Below are 25,880 nucleotides of genomic sequence, written 5' to 3'. Positions count from 1 at the left end.
TGGTAACAATTGCGCATTACATCCTTCTCATTAGCAAGATATACTAGTCATTGCTGATAGCAAGAACTACATAAAAAATAAAGAGAAAACATGAGTGATAGAAGCGGCGCTAGTTATTTTTTTGAAGGATTTTCACTAATTAAAACAAAGGGACTTAAGCGCTTCGTTTTTGTTCCCCTATTCATTAATTTACTGTTATTTTCCTTAGCGTTTTATTTTCTGTGGTCGCAATTAGAACTAGCCATAAATTACGTAATCAACTTTATCCCTGACTTTCTAGGTTGGTTAAAAGCAGCCATCTACTACCTACTTTGGCCAATTGCGGTTATCACTGTACTACTCATTTTTGGGCTTATTTTTGGTACTTTAGCTAACTGGATCGCCGCCCCATTTAATGGTTTATTGAGTGAAAAAGTGGAACGCTACTTAACTGGGCAAGATATGGGCAACGAAGGATTATTAAGTGCAATAAAAGATGTACCACGCACGTTAGATCGCGAACTTTCCAAAGTCTTATACTTTATTCCTCGCGCTGCAGGTTTCTTAATATTATTTTTCTTATTACCTATAATAGGTCAAATTTTATGGTTTTTATTTACCGCGTGGATGATGGCGATACAGTATTGCGACTATCCTTTCGACAATCATAAAATTGCCTTTAAGCAAATGCGAGATGACTTAAACCAACGAAAAGGTAAATGCTTTAGTTTTGGTATAATGGTGAGTATTTTCTCACTCATCCCGATCGTGAACTTCTTAGTAGTGCCTGTTGCTATTTGCGGTGCAACGTCTCTGTGGGTTGACGAGTTTACTGAAAAAATCTTATAACGTAGACCAAAACAGGCCAGCTATGTCATCGTTGTTTGCAAATGCAGAAATAGCTAAATTGTCATTGATCGCTGAATAGTTTGCTCGTCTGAGCAATGCTTGACGCCACAGTGTCCGATACACCTTAGGGATATTTGGCACGTCGTGGTACTCCAAAAATGTCATTTGCTGAGTTGGTTTAAACGATTCATATTGGGTGTTTCTGCATGTTCTAGAGCGCGCAATATGATGCAAGACTGGATTATTGCTTTCCAATATTTGTAACTCATTGTGCGCATCTAGTGCTCTTTGCCAATTATTTTCCCTTGATGCAGGCAGATAGCGAGATTTGACCACTTCTTGCGGCAATGGTGATAGCAATAAATTGGGGGCTATATTTTTGCTACAATGGTAATTAGCTAAATCGTCAGGCAACGCATATTCATCAACAAAACCCGCAAAGTGAGCCAGCTCATGCACGAAAACGGAATACGCATCGGATTGATCCAGAAACATGACACCGTTATTAACATTCGCTTTACCCTGCTCTGCAAAAACAATCATATGAGTAAAGCTTAGTGGCGTTTTTAATTGACTCAAGGGATAGAGATCACAACCTAATCTAGCCTCATTATCAAAATTATTACTGCACACCAAACTGTCCTTTTGCAGCCAAATAGGAGGCAAAACGCAGATTGGTAAGTCGGCTAATCTCTTGTCTTTTTCAAATTGTTCTTGAAACGAGGTAGCTTGAATAAATGAAACCAGTGTTGTGGCAACAAATTGGATTGTTTGAGCACAATTTGGACCTTGCACAGGAACACTTAATAATGACCGTAGCGGTTCGATTTTATGCTGTTTAATAACCCGAATTGCCGTCTTAGCTAACCCAAAGTCTTGCTCAGCCGCTTTATCAAAATATGTTTTGGCTTTTTCTGTGTTACCCTTTTTCCACAACAAGTTGGCTAACTTAAATGCACTTGATGCATCAAACTCCGCGGCTTTTTTTAGCCATATCAGTGCTTGTGAGTTGTCCTCAGATTCGAAAATAAACTTTGCCATTGATATGATTGCAGGCTCGTAGCCAGCCTCAGCAGATAGCTGCATCCAGCGGCGTTTTTCATCTTTTGAAATTTGTAACAATGCATACTCAAACTGGCTTTGCGTGTGTCCTAACTCAGCAGACGTCTTTAACCATGCCCTTATTTCCGCGGGATTTTGACTGCGCATCGCTGAATAATAAAGAGCAGCACTACTGCCGAGCTTACCTGATAACACTAACCAATATTGGTCATCTGCATCAATTGCTAACTTAGTTAGTGCCGACAAAGCGTCAGTGTTTCCCCGTTTAACCAATGGATAAAGCAGATACCCGGATTGAGGGTTTTGAAGTTCTAGATGTTGTAGCAATACCCTCTTGGGTGAATGACAATTATCTGCTTGTAGGAAGAAGCAGATGCCACACACACCAAGTAATATTTTGTGGTATTTAATGGCTAAATTCACTCGTTCACTATCCTGTGTTGCATCCATTAGCGGTCATTTTGTATGAGCTATTGCATAATCTTAAGTAAAAAGTTTACGTTATTCAGCTATTGAGTAAGCTCACTACTTTTACTATCTGAATCAATAGTGTCCTCTTTCCTTTTCTCTCGCAATCTGGCCAACTCTACCCTAGAAAATCGATATTCAACATATTCAAATACATTGGTACTCAGTGACAGCTTAAAGTAATTTGCGGCTTTGATTTTATTGCCTAGGTCGCTATGGTACTTACCTAAATAAAAATAGGCCTCACATAAGCGATCATTTAATTGTTTTTGACTTTTAACGTCATCGACTAGATCAGCAATAACCGCCGTTTCATCAACCCTACCTAAGTAAAAATCGACAATACTAGTTGCCCAATTTTCATCGTCTAATTCTTTTCTATGGATGGCGAGGTTAGCTAACGCTTTCTCCCTATCAACATTCTGCTCAACAATAAATGACCAAAGAACACGATATGGATCATGTTTGTCTTTTTCGTAAAAACGATTCATGTCTGAAAGGGCCAGTTCGGCTCTTCCACCGTAATAGAGAGCAATACCTCTGTTAAGGATCGCGAAATCATAGTCAGGATTGATATCTAATGTCGAGTCAAAGGATTCGTAAGCCATTATGAAATCCATTTGTTGGATATAATGAATACCAATTGAATTATGTGCCTCTGCCATATCAGGCTTCAATTGTAATGCCTGTATGAAATCGTATCGTGCTAAACCAGACAAACCCACGCTGTCATAAAGCATGCCGCGCTGAAATAGAAGCTCAGCTCGCTCTTCGTCCTTCAATGGAGCTTGTGTGAGAATATGGTTGTAGCGTGCAATCGCCATTTGTGAGCGGGTATTGACCGGCTCTGGCTCGGCCAAGAGCAAATTACCCATTGGCCCATAAGCGTTATTACTTTGCGTTGAACAGCCGGATAATAGAAGAAGTAGGCCTATCGCGGCACAAATACCTAAGCGTGTTTTATTCACTTTTAAAAGATTCCTTATTTACCAAAGTGTAATCCTTATCGTTTTCACATCAACTCATCTCATCGACTGCAAATGTTATGAAGTATAGCACGCACTTATTTTTGCTGCTTAGCTACTCTTTTAGCATCGGATGCGGCCATTTGCTCCTCGGTCGCAGGAAGTTGATGATTCGCTTTCCATTCGCTATACGACATTTTATAAATTGCTTCGCGAGCTTCGTCGTCTGTTAATGCAAGATCGCGTTCTTGCGCCGCTGCTAAATACCATTTAGACAAACAGTTTCTACAGAAGTCAGCCAACAACATTAAGTCAATATTCTGGACTTGTTTGTTGTTATCTAAGTGCTTAATCAGCCGTCTAAATGCTGCTGCTTCGACTTCGGTTGTTTGCTTTTCGTTCATTCTATTTTTCCTCTATAAATTAACAAAAAAGGAGCCGAAGCTCCTTTTTTACTTATCAATAATGAATATGGCCTAAACCATAGAATTCAAGTTGAATTATTCGCCTTCGCTTGAAGTAGCTGGTTTTTCTAACAACTCTTTAATACTCAGACGGACACGATTTTGACGATCAATTTCCATGACCTTTACGTCAACCATTTGCCCTTCTTTTAAGAAGTCAGTGACTTTAGCTACACGGTCGTGAGCAATTTGACTGATGTGAACAAGGCCTTCCTTGCCTGGTAACACTTCAACAAACGCACCGAAGTCGACAATACGCATCACTTTACCGTTGTAGACTGTGCCTACTTCGATATTAGCTGTTACCGCTTTGATACGATCGATAGCTATATCTGCCTTGGCTTTTTCAGTTGCAAAGATTTTGATAGTACCGTCGTCTTCAATCTCAATGTTGGTATCAGATGCTTCAGTGATCGCTCTGATCATAGCGCCGCCTTTACCAATAACATCACGGATTTTATCTTGATCAACTTTCATCTTGTAAATACGCGGGGCATACTCAGACATTTCTTCACGTGGACCCGCAATTGCAGAATCCATTACTTCAAGAATATGTAAGCGAGCTTCCTTTGCTTGCTTCAATGCTAACTGCATAATTTCTTGTGTAATACCTTCAATTTTAATGTCCATTTGAAGTGCAGTAATACCGTTAGTAGTACCCGCAACCTTAAAGTCCATGTCACCAAGGTGGTCTTCATCACCTAAGATGTCAGATAGAATAACGAAGTTATCATCTGATTTTACTAAGCCCATTGCAATACCAGCAACAGAAGCTTTGATGGGAACACCTGCATCCATAAGTGCTAATGATGTACCACAAACTGATGCCATTGAAGAAGAACCATTCGACTCGGTGATTTCAGAAACCACACGAACCACATATGGGAATTCTTCAGCAGAAGGCATAACCGCTTGCATACCGCGCTTAGCCAAACGACCATGGCCAATTTCACGTCTCTTAGGTGAACCGACAAAGCCAGTTTCACCAACACAATATGGAGGAAAGTTATAATGCAACATGAAGCGACTGCTCGCCATGCCACCTAGCTCATCAATCATCTGTGCATCGCGCTCTGTACCTAATGTAGCAGCTACAATTGCCTGAGTTTCACCACGTGTAAATAATGCAGAACCATGTGTTCTTGGTAACAAACCTGTTGCAACATTAAGCGCGCGTATTGTATCTGGATCACGACCATCAATACGTTTTTCACCCGCTAGAATTCGTGAACGTACAACGTCACTTTCTAAATGGTGCAATAAATCGCTAGCTTCTTTGCGGTCTTGCGCTGGATTTGCTGCAACAATAGCCGCAATCGCTTTTTCTGTCACTGCGGTAATAGCATCTTTACGAAGCATTTTGTCAGAAATTTGATAAGCTTCAGTCATACCTGCTTCGGCTAGTTCTTTAACTTGCGCTTTTAAGCCAGTATTTTCTGGTTCTGCTTCCCAATTCCAGGATTCTGTATCAACCTCAGCAGCAAACTCACTGATCGCGCTAATAACTGTTTGTGATTGTTCATGGCCATATACAACAGCACCCAGCATAACATCTTCAGATAAGATATCAGCTTCAGACTCAACCATTAATACGGCACTTTTGGTGCCAGCAACAACCAGGTTAAGTTCGCTTTCTTCTTGTTCAGAAGACCGTGTATTTAAAATATAACCGCCGTCTTTATAACCAACACGTGCTGCACCGATTGGACCATTGAATGGCATACCAGAAATAGCTAGAGCAGCAGATGTGCCGATTAATGAGATGATATCTGTTGGAATTTCTGGATTTGCAGAAACCACAGTAATAATAATCTGAACTTCGTTTTTAAACCCATTTGGGAATAACGGACGAATTGGACGGTCAATTAAACGTGCAATTAAGGTCTCGCTCTCTGAAGGGCGGCCCTCACGTTTGAAAAAGCCACCAGGAATTTTACCCGCTGCGTACGCTTTTTCTTGATAATTAACGGTTAATGGAAAGAAGCCTTGGTCTGCTTTAGCTTCTTTTTTACCAACAACTGAAACTAACACACACGTGTCATCCATGCTTGCCATTACTGCTGCAGTTGCTTGTCTTGCGATTACACCCGTTTCTAGGGTGACAGTATGCTGACCATACTGAAATGTTTTAGTAATAGGAGTCACACTCTATCCTTTAGTTTATTTGTATTTTATGCTTATTAATGCGGTGCATAGTATAGCGGCGAAACGCATTGATTGCTATTTAAAAATTACATCTCTTGCTGAATTACATACAGCGGCAACTGCGGGATGAGTGACTTTTCTTTCAGCCGATATTGCGTAAAACTTTTGTTTAATGTCACGCATCCGTCCAACAACTTCTACTTTGTAGCTTTCGCAGACTTCTTGTTCAATGATAGTGGGCATAAAAAATACGCCAAAACCAGCTTGGCCAAAAGATTTCATTAAGGCACTGTCGTCATACTGCCCTCTTATTACTGGGAATATGCCATTATCATTAGACCATTTATCAAATAATTGTCGAATAGCATATTGCTTGGTTGGCAATAAAATGGGTGCTTGATGAAGACATTGTGGGAATTCACCGCTGAGCTGTTGTTTGACTTTTTTCACAGCAAAAAAGGTTAATCCTGACTGCCCTAGATAGTGATTATAAGCTCGCACACTGAAATTGCTGGACAATGGCGTGTCAGTTAATACCATATCAACTTCGTGAATGGCTAACTCTGCAAGAATAGTTGCAACAGGCCCTTCCTTGCATACTAAGCTGACTTCTTTTGATAAGTTAAGTGCTGGCTCGATAATTTTATAAACGATAGTTTTGGGTAACGCACTGGCTGCACTAATAATAAATTCGGAGGTGCCCACTAATGGTGCCCCGCGCAATACATCACTTAGTTCTTTGCCTAATTCAAATATTTCATCGGAATAACGTAAAACTAAACGCCCCGTTTCGGTTAATCGTAACCGGCGGCCCACGCGGTCGAATAGTGGCTGACCTATTCTTTCCTCCAGCATACTCAATTGCCCACTAATTGTTTGTGGCGTAATAAAAAGTTTTTCGGCCGCCTTTGCAATACTACCTTCGGTTGCAACAACCCAAAAGTAATGGAGGTGTTTATAATTTAAATTTTCAGACATTGGGTGTTTTATTCCTAGGCATAAAAGTACGTCAGTTTTTTCGAACCTTTTTTATACATTTAAACGAATATATTCGTTCACTTTAAGTTGATAACCTTGCCTCATAGACAGGAAAATCTTTCATAAGTGTAGTCATGCAACTCAAAATTGTGCAATTTGATGTCCAAATAAGTGAAGATCAAGTAAAACGCTTGAACGAAACACTGAGCATGCAATTGGGAAGATACACGCAAATCATTGAAATTGTTAATACTTCTTTTAAAAATGACATTGATCAGTTTGGTCAAAAAATTATTCAATGTTCGGTGGTGATTGACCTATTACCTGATGGATCTACCACAACATCAAATACAGCCATCACAATTGAGGATGCATTTTATAATTCTATTAGCAGAGCAAAGCGTCAATTAGACCGACAACGTCGCAGCAGCAAAAGACAGTTTAGTCCAACGTACACCATCAACAAATAACAGCCGACTTAAGCGATGTAAATATTACTTAGGATAAATCTTTATAACGCTAAATTTATAATATTAAAAATATATTAAGTGGCCGACGTATTTGGCCACTTAATACGCTATTTTAGCTAAACCTACCTTACAATTTCCATTTCTTCTATTAGGTTTTCGGCACCATCAACCTCCTCCATAACCCACAGCATGAATGGGCTGCTGACATGAATAGCTCGGTTATATGTTGGGTCGTAATCCCAACCCCCGATAATAGACTCGTAAACACCATCAAACACGAGCCCGACAAATTCGCCTTTGGCGTTTAGTGTTGGCGAGCCTGAGTTACCACCAGTGATATCTAAGGTACTTAAATAGTTTACGGGCACAGAATTCAACTTGGCGTCAGCGTAGATGCCATATCGTTTTGCTTGTATCGCTTCACGCAACTTTACCGGCAAATCAAATTCATCATCACCCGCAATATACTTGGCCAACATGCCCTCAGTGGTTGTGAAAGGTGTTGCCCTTAGCCCATCTTGTGGACTATACCCTTTAACATTACCAAAGGTGATCCGTAAAGTACTATTGGCATCCGCATAAACTGCTTCTTTGCGTGATTTTTTGAATGCAAGTAAGGCTTTCATATACTCAGGACGCACTCGTTGTAATTTGCCTGACAATGAATTACTTAGCTTTTCTTGTGCCATATTATAGTCAAATTGGCTTACTGCGAATTGAATGAAAGGGTCAGCGCTTGCACGCATCTCTTTTTCTGACATCTTCATCATCGCGAGCCGTGTGTCTAGTTCGCCTAACTTAGTATCAGCATACATTTTGTCAACTTTGGCGTAAGCTTTAGTTAAGTCTGTGTCTTTAATATCAAAAAATTGATCAAAAGTGGTAACGCGTTGATCAGCCGGTAAATGAACATACTTAGCTAAAAAATGCTTAAAAAGAACCTTGTCGATATCGGCAACATAACGTGAATTTATGGATGCCAATGATTGCTCATAGCGCTTTAAATCACGTTTTTGATAACCTCGTTCGCGCTCAGCATCTGGCTTTGCTCGTTCATGAGATAGACGAAGGAGGCCTTTGGAGACTGACATCATGGTTGTTCTGCCAATGTAAGCCATCAACAAATCACGTTCTTTAGTCGCATCAGATTGCTCAATCAACTTATTCAGCGTCACTAAACTCGCACCGTATTTAGTATTCATCTGAGTGTCTTTAGCTAACCAATTTACTAAATCTGTTTCTAAGCTTTGTTTTCTAATTAACATATCGCTTTTATTATAGCTCTCTACCATTGAGCCATAGTTTTTAGCATAATTAGCTAAACCCGCAATATTACTGGCATATTTAATACGCTCATCACTATCCGGCGCTGAGTTTTGCTTTATTACATCAATATATTCTTGACGGTACGATCTGGCTGTTGGATAGCTGTAGGTAAAGGTGTTTTTGACTTCGACTGCAGTACGATAGCGATTGGTGCTGCCCGGATAGCCTAACACCATGACATAGTCACCCTCATCAACCCCCTTGGCGTTTACTTTTAAAAAGGCTTTATTGCTAAAGGGAATATTGTCTTCGCTGTAATCTGCTGGTTTGCCATCTTTGCCAACGTAAGCGCGATAGAATGCCCAATCACCCGTTTGACGAGGCCACTGCCAGTTATCTGTATCACCACCAAATTTACCGATACTAGAGGGCGGCGCATAAGCTAAGCGTACATCTCTTATAGTCAATAATTTGATTAATACATAGCTAACACCACCATGAAAGCTAGAAACCGAACAGCGATAGTCATCGTCAGTTTCACATTGGGCAACTAATACCTTACGCTTATTTTCTATTGCTTGATAATACTCACTACCCGTTAATTCTGCTGAAATCCCATCAGTGACTTTAGCGGTCACATCCGTTAACGATTCAGTTATATACACGCGACTACCAGGCGCTGCCGCCAACTCTTCCTGCTTCGTTTTCGCCACAAACCCGTTAGCAAGTAAATTATTGTTTTCTGAGCTATTATGCTGAATTGAACGATAAGCACAGTGATGATTTGTCACCACTAAACCTTGATCCGAAATAAAACTTGCCGTACATCCGCCCAAGCTAATAATAGCGTTCATTGGAAACTTTGATAAGTCAGACATATCATCTGGGTTTAAGGTTAACCCTGCTGCGACGAGTTGTTCTTTTATATCGGGGAGTTGATGCGGCTGCCACATGCCTTCATCGGCCAAGGCAGCACTGAATGGTATACCAAGCATCAGTGCAGCTGCACCGAAAATCCACTTTTTCATATTTTTTCCTTTTTATTTTAGTTATTTTTTATGTGTTTTCTTTTTACTAAAACAAGCTTCAGTTTTTTTGTGCTTACTTTTCGGAATGCAAACTAGCTTTTCAGACAAATTATAACAACTATTTTTTTGTAAGTTTTAATTACATAGCTAGCTTGCATTCTGATGATATTAATTTAATATAGACACCTAGACGTCTAAGCGCCCATTTTTTATGTGGGATTTTAATAAATGTGATTTGTAATCAGGCTTATCAATCACAGATTAAGCGTAATTTCTGGTGAACCAAATTGAATACTCAACAGTTAACTCAACCGCGTGAAGACATCGATATAGAGTCAAGACGTACCTTTGCGGCATTAATAGCCGACGGTTGCAGACAGTTATGGATAGAAAAAAAGTTTTTCAATGAGCAAGATTTTCGGGATTACTTGAATTTCCATTATCCATTTTATATTTGTCTTTACTGCAAGGGCTCGTTGTTGAAATAAGTGATGAGGAATAAATATGAGCTTATTAACATGAGCTTATTAACATGAGCTTATTAACATTAGGCAAAAAAAAAGACCAACAATGTCAATTGCTGGTCTTTCCATTATATGGTGCGGAAGAAGAGACTCGAACTCTCACGGCCTAAGCCACCACCCCCTCAAGGTGGCGTGTCTACCAATTCCACCACTTCCGCATTTTGCTTACTACACGTTCAACTAGTTTGGAACGTCGTCTTCTTTAACTTCTTCTTCGTTTACCACTGGCGCTGGTAAATCAGATGCAACCGGTAACTCAGTAGCTAATGTTGGAATTTCTGTACTTACAGGTTCTTCAACAACTGGCACTTCAAGGTTATCGAACTCATCTACGTTTTCATGCTTATTAGCAGCGATGGTGCCTAAAAGTAAGCTAATCACGAAAAAACAGGTCGCTAAAATAGCCGTTATTTTAGTCATGAAATTACCTGAACCTGATGAACCAAATACGGTGTTAGAACCGCCAGCACCGAATGATGCTCCCATACCAGCTCCCTTACCCTGTTGGATTAATACAAATCCAATCAACAATAGTGCAACAACCAAATAACCAACGCTTAATACTTGTTCTAACATTCTTTCCTCATTAACTTGCTGCTTGGCAAATTGTTGTAAAATCTTCTATTTTTAGACTGGCGCCACCAATAAGACCACCGTCTATATCTGTCTTTGCAAACAACTCATTTGCATTTGCGGCATTAACACTGCCACCGTACAAAATTCTGACGCTTGCCGCAGCACTGGCATCTAGGGCTGCTAATTCTTTTCGAATAAACGCATGAATTTCTTGCGCTTGATCTGGGCTTGCTGTCTTGCCCGTTCCAATTGCCCATATAGGTTCATAGGCAATGACTGTATTTTTTATATAGTGGGCGCCACACTCATGTGCAACTGCATCTAATTGTGCTTTTACAAAATCAAATACTTTACCGCTTTCTCTTACTTCTAACCGCTCACCAATACAGAGTATCGGCGTAAGGCCCGCTGCTATTGTTGCTTTAACCTTTCTTGCGACTACTTCATTTGACTCGTAATACGCTTCTCTACGCTCAGAGTGGCCTACAATAACGTACTTACAGCCCGCTTCGGCGATCATAGTCAGTGAGACTTCACCGGTATGTGCACCGGAAGCAAATTCACTCGCATTTTGCGCACCAATTGCAAATTCAGCCTGATTGAATTTTGATAAATAAACCGCAGGAGGACATATAACAATATCAACTGCTGGGTTTGAGGCTAATTTTGAACAGAAGGATTCAACTAACTCGTTGCTTCCATTCATTTTCCAATTTCCTGCTACAAAAGGTTTTCTTTGAGAACCTGTCATGTTTTCTCCCGAGCCCACTGCAAAGCGGGCGTGATATTAACTAACCACTCACAATTATACAAGTATCAGTGTGATAAATAGGTAGTAAGTTAGGTTTTTATGATGCTTTTTTCACCACATCGGCAATTTTTTCAGCCCAAAGGTCACTTAGGCCCTTATCGATCGCTTCAACCATGACTCTTATTAATGGCTCTGTTCCACTTTTTCGCAGCAAAACACGTCCATTTTCACCCATTTCCTCTTCTGCTTTTTTAACGATGGCGGTAACTTCGTCAGATTCAAGAGGATTTTTGCTTGGATCAGCAAATTTGACGTTAATAAGTCGCTGTGGAAATCGGATAAATCCTGAATTTAATACACTCAATTTCATATGTGATCGCAACATAGCAGCAATGACCTGAAGTCCAGCAACAATGCCATCACCAGTAGAAGCTAGATTCAAATTGAGCACATGACCTGAATTCTCACCGCCAATTTTCCAATTTTTAGCGAGTAGCATTTCCATTACATAGCGGTCACCTACGTCGGCGCGAGCAAACGGAATACCTAATTTTTCTAATGCCACTTCCATGCCTAAATTAGACATTTTAGTGCCCACGACGCCGCCTTGTAATTGACCATTTTTCATTGCTTCACGAGCGATAATGAAAATTATTTCGTCGCCATCAATGACCTTGCCATTCTCGTCTACCATCATGATGCGGTCACCGTCACCATCCAAGGCAAACCCAAGGTCTGCTTTATGCTCTTTAACCGCCTCAACAGAAGCACGCATAGACGTTGCGCCTACTTTATGGTTAATGTTTGTGCCGTTCGGTGTAGTTCCTATCTCAATTACATCAGCACCGAGCTCTGATAATACATCAGGCGCAATATGGTAAGTTGCACCATGCGCGCAGTCGACCACAATTTTCAGACCTTTGAGTGACAAGTCTGAGGGAAATGTGCCTTTACAATATTCGATATAACGTCCCGCGGCATCGTTAATTCGGGTCGCTTTACCCAACTTGTCTGATTCAACACAAACAATAGGCTTTTCAAGCTGAGCTTCAATTGCCAACTCTATTGTGTCGTCCAATTTTTGCCCCGTCGAAGAGAAAAACTTTATGCCGTTATCATAATAAGGATTGTGCGAGGCACTTATCACGATACCAGCCTCGGAACGAAAGGTTTTGGTTAAATAAGCAACTGCTGGTGTCGGCATAGGACCCAACAAACCAATATTAATACCCGCGGCTGAAAGACCAGCCTCCAATGCAGATTCAAGCATATAACCAGAAATTCGCGTGTCTTTACCGATAAGTACCTTGTTGGTGCCTTGCCCTGCGAGTACTTTACCAGCGGCGTAACCCAACTTGATGACAAATTCCGGATTAATTGGACTTTCACCAACCTTACCTCTAATGCCATCGGTACCAAAATATTTTCGTTCGGTCATACAACTTGCTTCCTTTATTCCACGCTGTGTAGTTTATTCACGATTTTGATAGCGTCCATTGTCTCATCAACATCGTGTACTCTGATAATCTCAACTCCCGCAAGGGCGGCAATAGTAGCAGTGGCAATATTTCCTGCCAACCTTTGATTAACATCTTTTTGTAATAAATTCCCAATCATCGATTTTCGCGACATACCCACTAATAAAGGCACCTCAAATTTATTGAATTTTTGTAAATTTTTCAGAATTTGATAATTGTGATCCAATGTTTTGCCAAAGCCAAAACCAGGATCAATCAAGATATGTTGATAATTGAGTCCCGCATCAGTGCACTCTTGTATACGCTGCTCAAAAAAACCAAGCACATCTTCAACAACGCCGCCATAGTGTGGCTTATGTTGCATATTTTGAGGTTTACCTTGCATATGCATTAAACAACTGGGGACGTTAAAATGATTAGCAGCGTGTATAGCTGCATTCAACGCACCTTCGTTTCTCAGTGCTCTTACGTCGTTGATAAGTCCCGCACCGCTCTCCACCGCTTGAATCATTACTTGCGCCTTGCTGGTATCAACTGACACCACGACATCAAGCTGTTTACTAATGCTTTCGATTATAGGAATAACCCGATCGAGCTCCTCTTGCAATGCAACTGCCACCGCTCCAGGGCGCGTAGACTCTCCGCCAACATCAATAAATGTAGCTCCTGCATTTACCATTAACTCAGCTTGTCGCATAGCAGTCTCGACTGTACTAAAATGACCTCCATCCGAAAATGAATCCGGTGTCACATTCAAAATACCCATTACTTTAGGCACATCAAATTTAATCTCGCGTTGCCTAAATGTGATCATATGTTTACGAGTCAAGATTCATATCGCCTCTAAAGTTGATTAAATAGAAGTTATTCATGTTAATTTTTATATCAATAAATTTAGAAATAAAAAAACGCCGGTATAAACCAGCGTTTTTTACTTCATCAATCACTGCAGCTAGTGTGTTACGTCACTCGGGTCGCTGGATGGTGCATCCTTTGACTCGCCACCGGCGTTAATTGTTGCACCGCCCGATGGTCTGTTTGAATCTGGCTTGACATCTTTTTCCCAATCAGCAGGAGGACGGACTTCAACGCGATTCATTAAATCGTCAATTTGTTTGGCATCAATCGTTTCGTACTTCATCAATGCATCTTTCATTGCTTCGAGTATATCCATGTTATCTTTCAGAATTTGTTCAGCTAACGCATAGTTGCGGTCAATAAGTAATCGCATCTCAACATCAATATCGCGAACAGTCTCTGCAGATTTTGGATTGCCGCCACCCATGTACCTTTCATTTTCATCGTCTTCGTAATTAATGGGCCCCATTTTGGATGATAAACCCCAAGAAGTAACCATCTTACGCGCGATTTGAGTTGCTCGTTCTATGTCGTTCGATGCGCCAGTTGTTACGCCTGCTGCACCTAAGGTGATTTCCTCAGCAATACGACCGCCGAACAAAGTGGCAATACGCGACTCTAACTCTTCTCTCGAATTGCTGTACTTATCCTGTTCAGGAAGGTACATCGTTACCCCTAGTGCATTACCACGAGGAATTATCGATACTTTGTATACTGGATCATGTTTTGGAACCAAACGACCTACAATCGCGTGACCTGCTTCATGATATGCCGTATTGGTTTTTTCCTCTTCAGACATAACCATGCTCTTACGCTCAGAGCCCATCATTATCTTATCTTTAGCCTTGTCAAACTCTTCCATGTTGACCACACGCTTGTTGGTACGAGCGGCAAAAAGAGCAGCTTCGTTTACCAAGTTTGCTAGATCCGCACCAGAAAAACCAGGCGTACCACGAGCAATTAAGGATGCTTCCACATTGTCACCCAGAGGGACCTTACGCATGTGTACTTTTAGAATTTGTTCACGACCACGAATATCAGGCAGTCCTACCATTACTTGACGGTCAAACCGTCCTGGTCGCAATAATGCAGGGTCTAACACGTCAGGACGGTTAGTTGCCGCAATCACAATGATACCTTCATTACCTTCAAAGCCGTCCATTTCAACCAGCATTTGGTTCAACGTTTGCTCACGCTCATCGTTACCACCACCGATACCTGCGCCACGTTTACGGCCGACAGCATCAATTTCGTCAATGAAGATGATGCAAGGTGATGCTTTCTTTGCTTGCTCAAACATATCGCGTACTCGCGAAGCACCAACACCAACAAACATTTCAACGAAATCTGACCCTGAAATACTAAAAAACGGCACTTTCGCTTCACCGGCAATCGCTTTGGCTAACAGCGTTTTACCTGTTCCTGGGGGTCCTACCATGAGAACGCCTTTAGGTATTTTACCTCCCAGCTTTTGGAACTTAGATGGGTCACGCAAAAACTCGACCAGTTCAGAGACATCTTCTTTTGCTTCGTCACAGCCCGCAACATCTGCAAACGTTGTTTTGATTTGGTCTTCACCGAGCAATTTTGCTTTGCTTTTACCGAATGACATTGCACCGCCGCCACCACCGCCTTGCATTTTTCGCATGAAAAATATCCAAACGCCTATCAGTAGCAACATTGGGAACCAATTAATTAAAATTGATGCAAACAGTGATTGTTCTTCTGGTTTCTTACCAGAGACGATCACATTACCGTCGGATAGCAACTCATCCATTAACTTCATATCTAAGTATGGAATTTGCGTAACGAATGTATCGTTATTAGTACGCACGCCACGTATTTCATTAGTAGATTGGTCAATCGTAACTTCTTTTATGTCACCACGTTTGACTTGCTCTAAGAATGATGAATAAGCAAGCTTATTTGTCGTATTCTCTGAGCCAGATATATTTTGAAACACCATCATTAGCACTACTGCTATGACGAGCCATAAAATGAGATTCTTTGCCATGTCGCTCAACGCTACTTACCTCTAATAAAATGAATCTGGAATTGCCCGTAAAACATCTATACGTGGATCACGAAAAAATAGATGACACCGAGATTACTATAATTTAAAACCCTTCGCTACAATCACGCTGCACATTACTGCACTTAGAATGACTCTGTTTTCGTTGCAAAGCATCCACTGGGCTATAACAGTCGTTACCACATACTTAATGCTAGTTCACATCAAGCAATATAGCCACCTTGATTTACTGTTGAATTATTACTCGCATTTGACACACTACGCGATAAAAGCGAAACAATGACGTTATTGCCAACAGTGAATTCAATATCTGTTCTTAGTCATACAGCGTTATTTAGCGTACGCTGCATAAGGTTTAGTATTTTGTTCCTTCTTACAGTCAAAAATACGCCCAAAAACCACTTTTTACTGTCATCCGCGACTCGCACTGCGCTTCTTTTTTATCAACAATGACGAATCTGATTTGGATTGTTGTATATATAAAGGTAGAATATGTTTTTTCAAGGTGTTTACCACAAACTAATCGTTACAAAAGACAACAAATGAATTTATCAAATAAACAAATACAGTATTTAAAAGGCCTTGCCCACCCATTGAAACCAGTTGTCCAATTAGGAAATAACGGGTTGACTGAGGGCGTTTTAGCCGAAATTGAAAACGCACTTGGTTTTCACGAATTAATTAAAGTAAAAGTACCAAGTGATGATAAAGAAGAAAAACAACTCATCATGAACGCTATAATTGGCGAAACAAAAGCAATACAAGTACAAGCGATTGGACATGTACTGGTAATGTATCGTCAAAGCGACGAGAGAAAAATCAGTATTCCTAAGCGATAATCGCCTTGTTCTGCCGTTAACTCATCATCAGTTTAACCACTCAGGCGAAAACGCTTGAGTGGTTAAACTCACCCAAAATTAACAATATGAGGTTTATATGACGACCAAAAACACAAACAGTATTGCCATTGTAACCGGCGGTTGCTCGGGACTTGGATATGCTACCGCTGCTGTTTTGCGTGAGGCTGGCTATCACCTCGCCATTTTTGATTTAAATGAGGAGATGGGTCAACAACGAGTTGAGGAGTTTGGCACTGCGTTTTGTCACTTTTATAAAGTAGACGTAAGCAATGATGTTAGCGTTGAGAATGCGGTGGCTGAAGTTGCGAGAGGCGAATTAGAGATCCGGCTATGCGTCAATTGTGCTGGTGTGGCGCCCGCCAAACGGATACTTGATCGCGAAGGCGAAGCAATGCCATTAGCAAACTTTAGGTCGGTGATTGATATTAATTTGATCGGTACGTTTAATGTTTCTCGTGTTGCGGCAGGTGCGATGGCCAAAAACGCGCCACTAGGCGAAGCTAACGAACGTGGTTTGATTGTTAACACAGCGTCAGTTGCTGGTTATGAAGGTCAAATAGGACAAACTGCTTATGCCGCGAGTAAAGGGGGCATTATTGCTTTATGTTTGCCCATGGCAAGGGATTTAGCCCCGTTAGGCATTCGCGTTAATACTATCGCACCGGGTGTAATGGGTACGCCTATGCTACTTGCTATGCCTGAAAAAGTTCAGGACGCATTAGTGCACAACGTACAATTTCCGAAACGCTTGGGTTTGCCAGAAGAATTCGGCAAATTGGTATTGCATATGGCTGAAAATGCGTATTTAAATGGCGAAACGGTGCGCTTAGACGGCGCCTTAAGAATGCCACCCAAATAACACAGTATATGAGCTATTCGTCTTGCCCACCGTTAACAATGTTAGCAATGTTATATAGACGATTAACCGCTTGGTAGTGAATACTGTTCTTGGGATAGCGTCCTTTCACGTTTAGCTCTCCCGCTTCTTTTTTCATCAATAAACACAAGGTTTCATCAACCGAACTGACCGCATAAACGTGGAACAGTCCCTGGTTAACAGCCTCAATAATTTCATTATCCAAGACCAAATTTAAGGCGTTTGATTTTGGAATAATAACACCTTGGTTACCATTCAATCCGCGCTGTAAACACAATGAAAAAAAGCCTTCAATTTTTTCGTTTACACCGCCAATTGCTTGTACTTCACCATACTGGTTAATTGAACCAGTTACCGCTAACCCTTGCTCGACAGGCAATTCAGTTAAGGCCGAAATCAAAGCCACTAATTCGCCTAACGATGCACTGTCGCCATCAATGTAGCCGTATGATTGTTCCAATGCGATATTAGCAGACAACGTCAGTGGAAAAAATTGTGCGTATTTATGGCCAAGGAAACCGGTGAGTAGCATGACGCCTTTGGAATGTATCGACTGGCCTAATTCCACTTCACGTTCAATATCGACTACACCGCTAGAACCAGCATATACCGTTGAAGTTATGCGAGCAGGAGTACCAAAAGCCGTATCCCCAACTTCAAGTACGGTCAAACCATTTACTTTGCCAACAGCTTGTCCATCGGTATTAATCAGGACATGTCCTTCTTTAATATCTTCTAGCAATGACTCACTGACGCGTCCTGTGCGATTTTTCTTAGCCGCTAACGCAGCTTCAATATGGATCGCTTGAAGTTGGCCCTGCAGCTGCTGAAGACAAAAATAATGTGCTTCATTAATCAACTCAATCACATCAGCAAATCTTGCGCTGAGCTTTGATTGATGTTCAGCAAGGCGTAAACTGTGTTCCAAGAGCCTGCGCATCGCGTCAGCATCAATGCTTTGTAAACCAATATGTTGTACATGTGCTTTTACGCGTGCAACAAAGTCATTTAAGTTTTGCTGGTTAAGTGGAATTTCATGATCAAAGTCGACTAAAACTCTAAACAACTCTTTGAATTCATCATCGTAATCTTGCAATGCATAGTAGAGCTCTCGAGAACCCAATAGTATGATTTTTACTTTAAGGGGAATGACTTGTGGGGTTTGCGTGATTGAATTAACCATTCCCACGTCTTGTTGTGGCAATTCCATTTTTAACTGACCGAACTTTAACGCCAGTTTCAATGATTCCCATACATAGGGCTGATCAACCAGTTTGTCGGCATCAAGCAGCAAATAACCCCCATTCGCTTTATGCAAAGCGCCCGGGGTTATCATTCTATAATTGGTATAAACACTACCTTGAACACTGGTGTATTCAATTTTACCAAACAAATTTTGATGTGTTGGATTGGCTTCATAAATAATCGGCGCACCCGCGTCAATTGCATGTCTTATGAGTACATTTGGTACATAGGTATCGACCAAAATAGCTCGTTTATCAAAATTGTCCGACTTATCTTCTTTACTTTCTGGTACTAACAGCTCCGTTACCGTGTCAATCAAGTGCGGTTTTAGCTGCTTTAAATGCTTTAATATTGCAATATCTGCTGCATGTTTGTGTTCTAGTTCTTTTAGCAATGGGCGAATGCCCTGCTCTGCAGTTTCACGCTTTAGTTTGCGCAATTGTTCAGCACTTTTGCGCTGCCATAATGGCACCTCAATGAGTGCTTCGCTTAAACAGTCCTCAAGTTCATCAATGAGGTCGTAATAAAGCTGTCTTTCATCATCACCATGTTGTGCAAAGTCGGCGTCAGTAATTGGTTTTCCATCAACGATGGGTGAAAAGCTGATACTGCCATCACTTTCAATTAGCGCTACGCCTCTACTCAGGGCAACTTTTTCAACTTCATCAATAGCTTTATCATAGCGTTGTTCGTTCGCCCGCGTAATAGCTGCTTTGCGCCGCTGATAACTTGGATTTTCAAAAACCGCTGGAAAGGTATCCATTAATTCATCAAGTAAGCTCTCGATGTCTTCAACAAAGCCTTTACTTTGGCTTGTTGGCAGTTGTAGCGCAATAGGTTGGCGTTCATCATCAAAGTTATTCAAATAACACCAATCATTAGGTGTTGGTTGCTGATGTGCCCGCTGATTAATGAAGTTATGCACCAAGGTGTATCGGCCAGTCGCCTGCTCTCCCATTACATACAGATTATAACCTGTAGAGTTCACGCCTAAACCAAAACCCAAGGCCTCTTTGGCTCGATTTTGTCCAATTAATGCGGTTTCACCAGCTTGGCTTTGCATCGCTTTATTGAACATATCGTTGTCGACACCAGCGCTAAGATCAGCTGCTGCAATGCTCAGCTTATGAGTGATGTTTTGAACTGAAGTGAGTTTCGCAACCATATCTGTTTTTTTCTTCTTTCTTTTCAGTTTATAAATATTGTGATGATTATTTTGTTGAGCTGTGAGTTTGCGCTTTTTGCTTTTCTATTTGCATGGTAATTGATGTGCTAGCAGATTGCTGTAATTTTGTGTCGATTTATCGTTTTAAGCATTTTCTGAGCATATCGTTGTATATTTTAACAACAGCTCAAATCATCAGCTATACGAAATCCTAAAAATAACGCCAGATGATCCGCTTTTGACGTCCTTTATCCATTTCGTCTATTGTCGCATGCCCCTCCAACAAGGTATTCTATACAGAATAAAATAATAAAATGCCCAGAGATACACACTTAAATGGCCAATACAGACCAACACGAAGATCAATATAATCCGCAAGCCGTTGAAAAAGCAGCACAGACGCATTGGGATGAAACCCAAATTTTTGCTGCTAAGCAAGATGATAGTAGAGAAAAATTCTATTGTTTGTCGATGTTCCCCTACCCAAGTGGGCGTCTGCACATGGGGCACGTTCGGAATTATACTATTGGTGACGTTGTTAGTCGTTTTCATCGTATGCAGGGAAAAAATGTTCTGCAGCCGATGGGTTGGGATGCATTTGGTTTACCGGCAGAAAATGCGGCTATTAACAACAAATCAGCACCGGCCAAATGGACTTATCAAAATATTGATTATATGAAAACCCAACTAAATTCACTCGGATTTGGCTATGATTGGAGTCGCGAGCTAGCCACTTGCAAACAGGATTACTACCGCTGGGAACAATGGTTTTTTACTCGTTTATTTGACAAAGGCTTGGTATACAAGAAAAACGCCACCGTGAACTGGGACCCAATTGATCAAACTGTATTGGCAAACGAACAAGTCATTGATGGCCGTGGTTGGCGTTCTGGTGCACTGGTTGAACAAAAAGAGATCCCGCAGTGGTTTATTAAGATCACGCATTATGCTGAGCAACTATTGGCCGATTTGGACAAGCTAAGCGATTGGCCGCAACAAGTCGTTACCGCTCAACGAAATTGGATTGGTCGCTCTGAAGGTGTCGACGTTACATTTGACTTAACAACTGAAACGGCCGGCATTAGTCAGATTGAAGTCTACACCACTCGACCAGATACACTTTATGGCGCAACTTATCTTGCGGTTGCAGCACAACATCCTCTTGCCTTAGAAATGGCAAAGGCAAACTCAGATATGACCGCATTTATTGACGATTGCAAAAATACTAAAACCACTGAAGCCGACATGGCAACAATGGAAAAGCAAGGTATGTCGACAGGTTTGACTGCTATTCATCCATTAACTGGTGACACAATACCCATCTGGATAGCCAATTTTGTGCTGATGAGTTATGGATCAGGTGCTGTAATGTCAGTACCTGCTCACGATCAGCGAGATTGGGAGTTCGCGACTAAATACCAATTACCTATTTTACAAGTCGTCGTGTTTAAGGCCCACGATGCCGACACTGCTAATATCGATAACGCAGCTTACACCGAAAAAAACACATTAATGAATTCAGCTCAATACAGTGGTTTATCGTTCCAAGATGGTTTTGATGCCATTGCTGATAAACTAGCGTCATTGGGTAAAGGAAAGAAGTCGATTAATTATCGTCTGCGCGACTGGGGTGTATCACGTCAACGTTATTGGGGAGCGCCGATCCCTGTTGTTACTGATGAAAAAGGTAAGTCTTATGCTGTCAATGCACAAGACTTGCCGGTTGTATTGCCTGAAGACGTTATAATGGACGGCGTAAAATCGCCAATCAAAGCCGATCCAGAATGGGCAAAAGCAACACACAATGGTCAGCCAGTCACACGGGAAACGGATACATTTGATACCTTCATGGAGTCTTCATGGTATTACGCTCGTTATGCCTCAGCCCCATCTGACGCAATGCTTGATCCCAAAGAAGCCAATTACTGGCTTCCTGTTGATCAATATATTGGCGGTATTGAACATGCTATTTTGCATTTATTATACGCCCGCTTTTTTCACAAACTGTTGCGTGATGAAGGACTGGTTAATAGCGACGAGCCATTCAAAAAACTCTTATGCCAAGGCATGGTATTAGCTGATGCATTTTTTACTAAGGACGAAAAAGGTAAAGAAATCTGGCATGCACCAACCAACGTTACTGTTGAAAAAGACGACAAGGGTCGGATTGCCAAGGCAACTTTAGCTGACGGTACTGAAGTTCAGCACGCGGGTATGATCAAAATGGGCAAGTCAAAAAATAACGGTATTGACCCCCAAGCAGTTATCGACATTTATGGCGCTGACACGGTGAGATTATTCACTATGTTTGCCGCGCCACCTGAGCAAACCCTTGAGTGGATTGATTCAGGCGTTGAGGGTTCAAACCGTTTCTTGAAACGTTTTTGGCGCTTGGCTAATGAACATGCGCAATTATGCGAGACTAAAAGCGCAGTGCCAGCATTAGATATCACTTCGCTACATAAGTCGCAGAAAACGTTGCGTCGAGAAATTCATCAAACGATTGAAAAAGTCACTGACGATTTAGGTCGCAGACAAACTTTTAACACGGCAGTAGCCAAGGTCATGGAATTATTAAATAGCTTACAGAAAGCTGAGATAAAGGATAACAATGATATTGCGCTTCTGCACGAAGGATTGATGGCAATGGTTAAGTTACTTAACCCAATTACACCGCACATTTGCGAACACCTTTGGTCGTTACTTGGCGGCAAAGGCGAATTACAAACCTCACCGTGGCCTCTCGTCGATGCCTCTGCGTTAGTAGAAGATGAAAAACTGATTGTTGTTCAAGTTAACGGTAAAGTGCGCGCGAAAATGACGGTCGCAACTGACATCAGCAGTGAACAAGCAAAACACGAAGCGTTAGCGCAAGAAAATGTACAACCGTTCATTGCAGGGAAGAGCATACGAAAAGTCATCTATATTGCAGGTAAATTGGTGAATATTGTCGCTAACTAGTTATTTAGCAATATTATGGACTGAGCTTTGGTATTTAAATAGCGACGGATAGTGATATTGTTAATACGGTATTGTTAATACGATTTTCTGAAGTCGTTAACCCTAAAGTACTAATGAAAAAGCCTAAAACCAAAACGTTTTAGGTAATATTAATGGAGTAGGATCTTGATAAGCCGATTGAGCCAAGTTTTCGCGAGTCGACCTAAATGGGTGAGCATTGTTTGCGCAATGATTAAAAAGTCAAAATTGGCTTTTATCAGTGTAATAGTGGCCGTTGTTCTGCAAGGATGTGGTTTTAAGTTACGTGGTTCCCAGGCATTACCAAGTTATTTGACTAACGTGGTTATACTTTCTCAATTTGATTATTTACCGCTATCCAGAGCGCTGGACAAAAGACTTCCAGTCTATCAGTTGGAAAGTATTGTTGGCGAAAAAACAATTCCACTAGGTATTGAGCCAACGACCGTGGTGATAATAAAATTACAGCCTGAGGCACTTGAACGCCGTTTACTGTCTGTATTTGCAAGTGGCCAAGTGGCTGAATACGAGCTGATTTATTCTGTGAGTTATGAAGTTATCTTCCCTTTTGCCGAACCCATTGATGCTTTCATGACTGTGGCCAGAGAATATCAAGACGATCCAGACCAAGTACTCGCCAAGTCACGAGAACTAGAATTGGTGCTCAATGAAATGCGAACCGAGTCAGCTGACCGAATGATCCGATTACTCTCGAGTCAATATACGCAAGCGTTGGTCTCTATTGAAGCTAGAAAAACCAGAGAAGCGGCAAAAATTAAGGTAAACAAGCCCTGATGCAAGTTTATCCGAATCGATTTAAGCAACATATTGAACAGCAAGGCTTGGCACCATTTATGCTAGTGTTTGGTGACGAACCTCAACAGAAACTAGACATGATTGATAGCATTCGTGCTGTGGCTAAGTCGCAAGGCTTCGACGAACGTCAAACATTGATTGCTGATACTGATTTTTCGTGGTCTCAACTCATCGAAGCGACCCAAACAATGTCATTGTTTTCTGACAAACAGTATATTGAATTGACGCTACCAAATGGTAAACCGGGAGCAGAGGGCAGCAAAGTACTTACCGCAATTGCTGAAAACCCGTCGCCTGACATCTTGATATTAATTCAAGGCCCTAAGATTGCCAAAGATGTACAAAAAGCAAAATGGTTTAAAGCACTGGATTCGCAGGGTATCTTTTCAATTTGTTATCCCCTTGAAGGAAAACAATTAGTGCAATGGATTGAACAACGTTGCCGCGCATCACAGGTAAATATCAGCCCAGCAGGGGTGAACCTTTTAGCCGATTTTAGTGAAGGCAACTTACTTGCTGCAAAACAAGAAATTGAAAAACTGGCACTGATATATGCTGACAGTGGGCAACAAGTGGATGAAAAAGTACTCGCAGCATGCATGGTTGATCAATCTCGATTCACTGTATTTCAATTTGTTGACGATTTACTCACTGGTGACATTCAAAAAGCAATTAAAATTTTATATCGCTTAGAAAGCGAAGGCGTCGAGCCTAACATTATCCTATGGAATTTGATAAAAGAAGCTCAAACATTGGCTGAATGCCAAGCAATGCAGAGTCTGGAAGGTAATATTAACTTTATGAAGCTACGTATATGGCAAAATAAACAAGCCTTATATCAAAATGCGTTGCGACGACTCACACCTAGTCACATCAGCTTATTGAACACTCACTTACAACAAGCAGACCTTATTTTAAAAAGTGAAACAACTGCAAGGCCATATATACTGTTAAGTCATTTGGCATTGTTGTTTTTACCAGCACCACTGCAAAATATGCCGTTAAATTAAACAATGACTAATCCTCAGAATATGACACTTTTTGGTGGCACATTTAATCCGCCGCATTGGGGTCATATTAAGCCCTTAAAACAGGCTATGCAGGCACTTGATATTCTCAAAGTAGGCTTGCTGCCGTGTAATATTCCGCCGCATAAAAAAGCCCTAAAAATTAGTAACCAGCACCGATTAGCAATGTTAGAGATTGTTTGTAAGCTAGAACCATCGCTGTATGTAGAGCATATGGAACTAGAAAAAAGTGAGATGAGTTTTACCGTTAACACCTTACAAAAACTTAAAAAAAATAATCAACAAACGCCCTATTTCGTGATGGGTACAGACTCCTTTCAATCGCTTGAAACTTGGCATCGTTGGCAGGAAATATTGCAGCTTTGTAATATTATAGTATTGAACAGAAACAACCAGCCGTTAAAAAGATTACCGGAAGTGACGCAATATATTTCATGTGGGCCCCATCATGCGGTATCCTTAACAGATAAGCAGGCATTATCGACAAAGAGCGGAATTGTTGTGTCTTGCCATTTTCCATCAGTTGCGGTGTCTTCAACTCTAATTCGAGAAAAAATCGAAAAGAAGGACTATCGACAGTTGGAAACGGGCGAAATATTGCCTTTAGAGGTGTTTAGATATATAAAACAACATCAATTATACGAACAGAACCAATCATAGGAATAACATTGAATCAAAGTGAATTCGTTCAATTTGTCATAGACAAACTTGAAGACATGAAAGCCAGAGATATTGTACAAATAAATGTTGAAGGTAAATCTACCGTGACCGATACGCTAATAGTGTGCTCAGGAAACTCTAAAAAGCATGTTTCATCTATAGCTGAAAATCTTGTCGTTGAAATGAAATCTGCAGACATTCCTCCATTAAGCGTTGAAGGTAAACAAACAGGTGAATGGGTATTAGTCGATTTAGGCAACATTGTAGTGCATGTAATGCGAGACGAAAGCCGCGACTTCTATCAGTTAGAGAAGCTTTGGCAGTAGCCTAAAAATAAACACTGCAATTTTGGTGTCA

At 41.1% G+C, this 25,880-nt stretch carries 21 protein-coding genes and 1 tRNA gene; 9 read left to right on the top strand and 13 right to left on the bottom strand.

Annotated features, from left to right (window positions below; genetic code table 11):
• Positions 1-90 precede the first annotated feature (90 nt).
• Positions 91-828, top strand: coding sequence for a sulfate transporter CysZ (cysZ, locus tag CXF81_RS17805; protein WP_101182744.1), 738 nt, complete (start codon positions 91-93; stop codon positions 826-828).
• On the opposite strand, the gene CXF81_RS17800 is transcribed toward cysZ, so the two are convergent.
• From CXF81_RS17800 to nhaR, 5 genes are all read right to left on the bottom strand, one after another.
• On the bottom strand, positions 823-2,340 hold the full coding sequence (locus CXF81_RS17800) for a tetratricopeptide repeat protein (protein ID WP_101182743.1): 1,518 nt from the start codon (positions 2,338-2,340) through the stop codon (positions 823-825). The two genes, cysZ and CXF81_RS17800, sit on opposite strands and share 6 nt — an antisense overlap.
• Before the next feature lie 59 nt (positions 2,341-2,399).
• Positions 2,400-3,326: a lipoprotein NlpI gene (gene nlpI, locus CXF81_RS17795; protein ID WP_101182742.1), complete on the bottom strand. Its 927-nt coding sequence runs from the start codon at positions 3,324-3,326 to the stop codon at positions 2,400-2,402.
• A gap of 95 nt (positions 3,327-3,421) precedes the next feature.
• Positions 3,422-3,727, bottom strand: coding sequence for a DUF1244 domain-containing protein (locus CXF81_RS17790; protein WP_101182741.1), 306 nt, complete (start codon positions 3,725-3,727; stop codon positions 3,422-3,424).
• A gap of 96 nt (positions 3,728-3,823) precedes the next feature.
• Positions 3,824-5,932, bottom strand: a complete 2,109-nt coding sequence (gene pnp / locus CXF81_RS17785; RefSeq protein WP_101182740.1) for a polyribonucleotide nucleotidyltransferase — start codon at positions 5,930-5,932, stop codon at positions 3,824-3,826.
• A gap of 75 nt (positions 5,933-6,007) precedes the next feature.
• Positions 6,008-6,910, bottom strand: a complete 903-nt coding sequence (gene nhaR / locus CXF81_RS17780) for a transcriptional activator NhaR (RefSeq protein ID WP_101182739.1) — start codon at positions 6,908-6,910, stop codon at positions 6,008-6,010.
• A 134-nt stretch (positions 6,911-7,044) separates the two neighbouring features.
• Between nhaR and CXF81_RS17775 the strand changes: the two genes are divergently transcribed.
• Positions 7,045-7,380 (top strand): hypothetical protein, encoded by a 336-nt coding sequence (locus CXF81_RS17775; RefSeq protein WP_101182738.1) that lies wholly within the window; start codon positions 7,045-7,047, stop codon positions 7,378-7,380.
• Between the two features lie 122 nt (positions 7,381-7,502).
• Here the strand turns inward: CXF81_RS17775 and CXF81_RS17770 are convergent, their stop codons facing one another.
• The 7 genes from CXF81_RS17770 to ftsH form a co-directional block, all read right to left on the bottom strand.
• Positions 7,503-9,674 (bottom strand): S46 family peptidase, encoded by a 2,172-nt coding sequence (locus CXF81_RS17770; protein WP_101182737.1) that lies wholly within the window; start codon positions 9,672-9,674, stop codon positions 7,503-7,505.
• 597 nt (positions 9,675-10,271) lie between these two features.
• Positions 10,272-10,356: transfer RNA gene (locus CXF81_RS17765), tRNA-Leu, on the bottom strand.
• A 22-nt stretch (positions 10,357-10,378) separates the two neighbouring features.
• Positions 10,379-10,774 (bottom strand): preprotein translocase subunit SecG, encoded by a 396-nt coding sequence (secG, locus tag CXF81_RS17760; protein WP_101182736.1) that lies wholly within the window; start codon positions 10,772-10,774, stop codon positions 10,379-10,381.
• Between the two features lie 10 nt (positions 10,775-10,784).
• Positions 10,785-11,525 carry a triose-phosphate isomerase gene (gene tpiA, locus CXF81_RS17755; protein WP_101182735.1) on the bottom strand — a complete coding sequence of 247 codons (741 nt, stop codon included), beginning with the start codon at positions 11,523-11,525 and terminating at the stop codon, positions 10,785-10,787.
• 97 nt (positions 11,526-11,622) lie between these two features.
• Complete coding sequence (gene glmM, locus CXF81_RS17750) at positions 11,623-12,963, bottom strand: phosphoglucosamine mutase (protein WP_101182734.1); 1,341 nt, start codon at positions 12,961-12,963, stop codon at positions 11,623-11,625.
• Between the two features lie 14 nt (positions 12,964-12,977).
• A complete protein-coding gene (folP, locus tag CXF81_RS17745; RefSeq protein ID WP_369828737.1) occupies positions 12,978-13,814 on the bottom strand; it encodes a dihydropteroate synthase in 837 nt (278 codons plus the stop codon).
• A 141-nt stretch (positions 13,815-13,955) separates the two neighbouring features.
• Positions 13,956-15,884, bottom strand: a complete 1,929-nt coding sequence (ftsH, locus tag CXF81_RS17740; protein WP_101182732.1) for an ATP-dependent zinc metalloprotease FtsH — start codon at positions 15,882-15,884, stop codon at positions 13,956-13,958.
• 551 nt (positions 15,885-16,435) lie between these two features.
• Here ftsH and yhbY point away from each other — a divergent pair.
• Together yhbY and CXF81_RS17730 are read left to right on the top strand one after the other, a co-directional pair.
• The gene (gene yhbY / locus CXF81_RS17735; RefSeq protein WP_101182731.1) at positions 16,436-16,732 is read left to right on the top strand and encodes a ribosome assembly RNA-binding protein YhbY; all 297 of its coding nucleotides are present in this window, start codon (positions 16,436-16,438) and stop codon (positions 16,730-16,732) included.
• A gap of 97 nt (positions 16,733-16,829) precedes the next feature.
• Positions 16,830-17,612, top strand: coding sequence for an SDR family oxidoreductase (locus CXF81_RS17730; protein ID WP_101182730.1), 783 nt, complete (start codon positions 16,830-16,832; stop codon positions 17,610-17,612).
• A gap of 13 nt (positions 17,613-17,625) precedes the next feature.
• Here CXF81_RS17730 and CXF81_RS17725 read toward each other — a convergent pair whose 3' ends face one another.
• On the bottom strand, positions 17,626-20,040 hold the full coding sequence (locus tag CXF81_RS17725; RefSeq protein WP_198556425.1) for a Lon protease family protein: 2,415 nt from the start codon (positions 20,038-20,040) through the stop codon (positions 17,626-17,628).
• Positions 20,041-20,376: 336 nt separating this feature from the next.
• On the opposite strand from CXF81_RS17725, the gene leuS reads away from it, so the two are divergent.
• The 5 genes from leuS to rsfS all read left to right on the top strand — a co-directional run bounded on the left by leuS (position 20,377) and on the right by rsfS (position 25,849).
• Positions 20,377-23,001 carry a leucine--tRNA ligase gene (leuS, locus tag CXF81_RS17720; protein WP_101182729.1) on the top strand — a complete coding sequence of 875 codons (2,625 nt, stop codon included), beginning with the start codon at positions 20,377-20,379 and terminating at the stop codon, positions 22,999-23,001.
• Positions 23,002-23,166: 165 nt separating this feature from the next.
• The gene (gene lptE / locus CXF81_RS17715; protein ID WP_101182728.1) at positions 23,167-23,814 is read left to right on the top strand and encodes an LPS assembly lipoprotein LptE; all 648 of its coding nucleotides are present in this window, start codon (positions 23,167-23,169) and stop codon (positions 23,812-23,814) included.
• The gene (holA, locus tag CXF81_RS17710; protein WP_101182726.1) at positions 23,814-24,845 is read left to right on the top strand and encodes a DNA polymerase III subunit delta; all 1,032 of its coding nucleotides are present in this window, start codon (positions 23,814-23,816) and stop codon (positions 24,843-24,845) included. The genes lptE and holA overlap by 1 nt, the downstream gene beginning before the upstream one ends.
• 3 nt (positions 24,846-24,848) lie before the next feature.
• The gene (gene nadD / locus CXF81_RS17705; RefSeq protein ID WP_101182724.1) at positions 24,849-25,523 is read left to right on the top strand and encodes a nicotinate (nicotinamide) nucleotide adenylyltransferase; all 675 of its coding nucleotides are present in this window, start codon (positions 24,849-24,851) and stop codon (positions 25,521-25,523) included.
• Positions 25,524-25,531: 8 nt separating this feature from the next.
• Complete coding sequence (rsfS, locus tag CXF81_RS17700) at positions 25,532-25,849, top strand: ribosome silencing factor (RefSeq protein ID WP_101182722.1); 318 nt, start codon at positions 25,532-25,534, stop codon at positions 25,847-25,849.
• Positions 25,850-25,880: the final 31 nt, after the last annotated feature.

The organism is Glaciecola sp. 33A (assembly GCF_002836745.1).
Lineage (GTDB): Bacteria > Pseudomonadota > Gammaproteobacteria > Enterobacterales > Alteromonadaceae > Glaciecola.
Note: the sequence above shows the minus strand (reverse complement) of the source record. Positions and strands in the feature narration are given on the sequence as shown.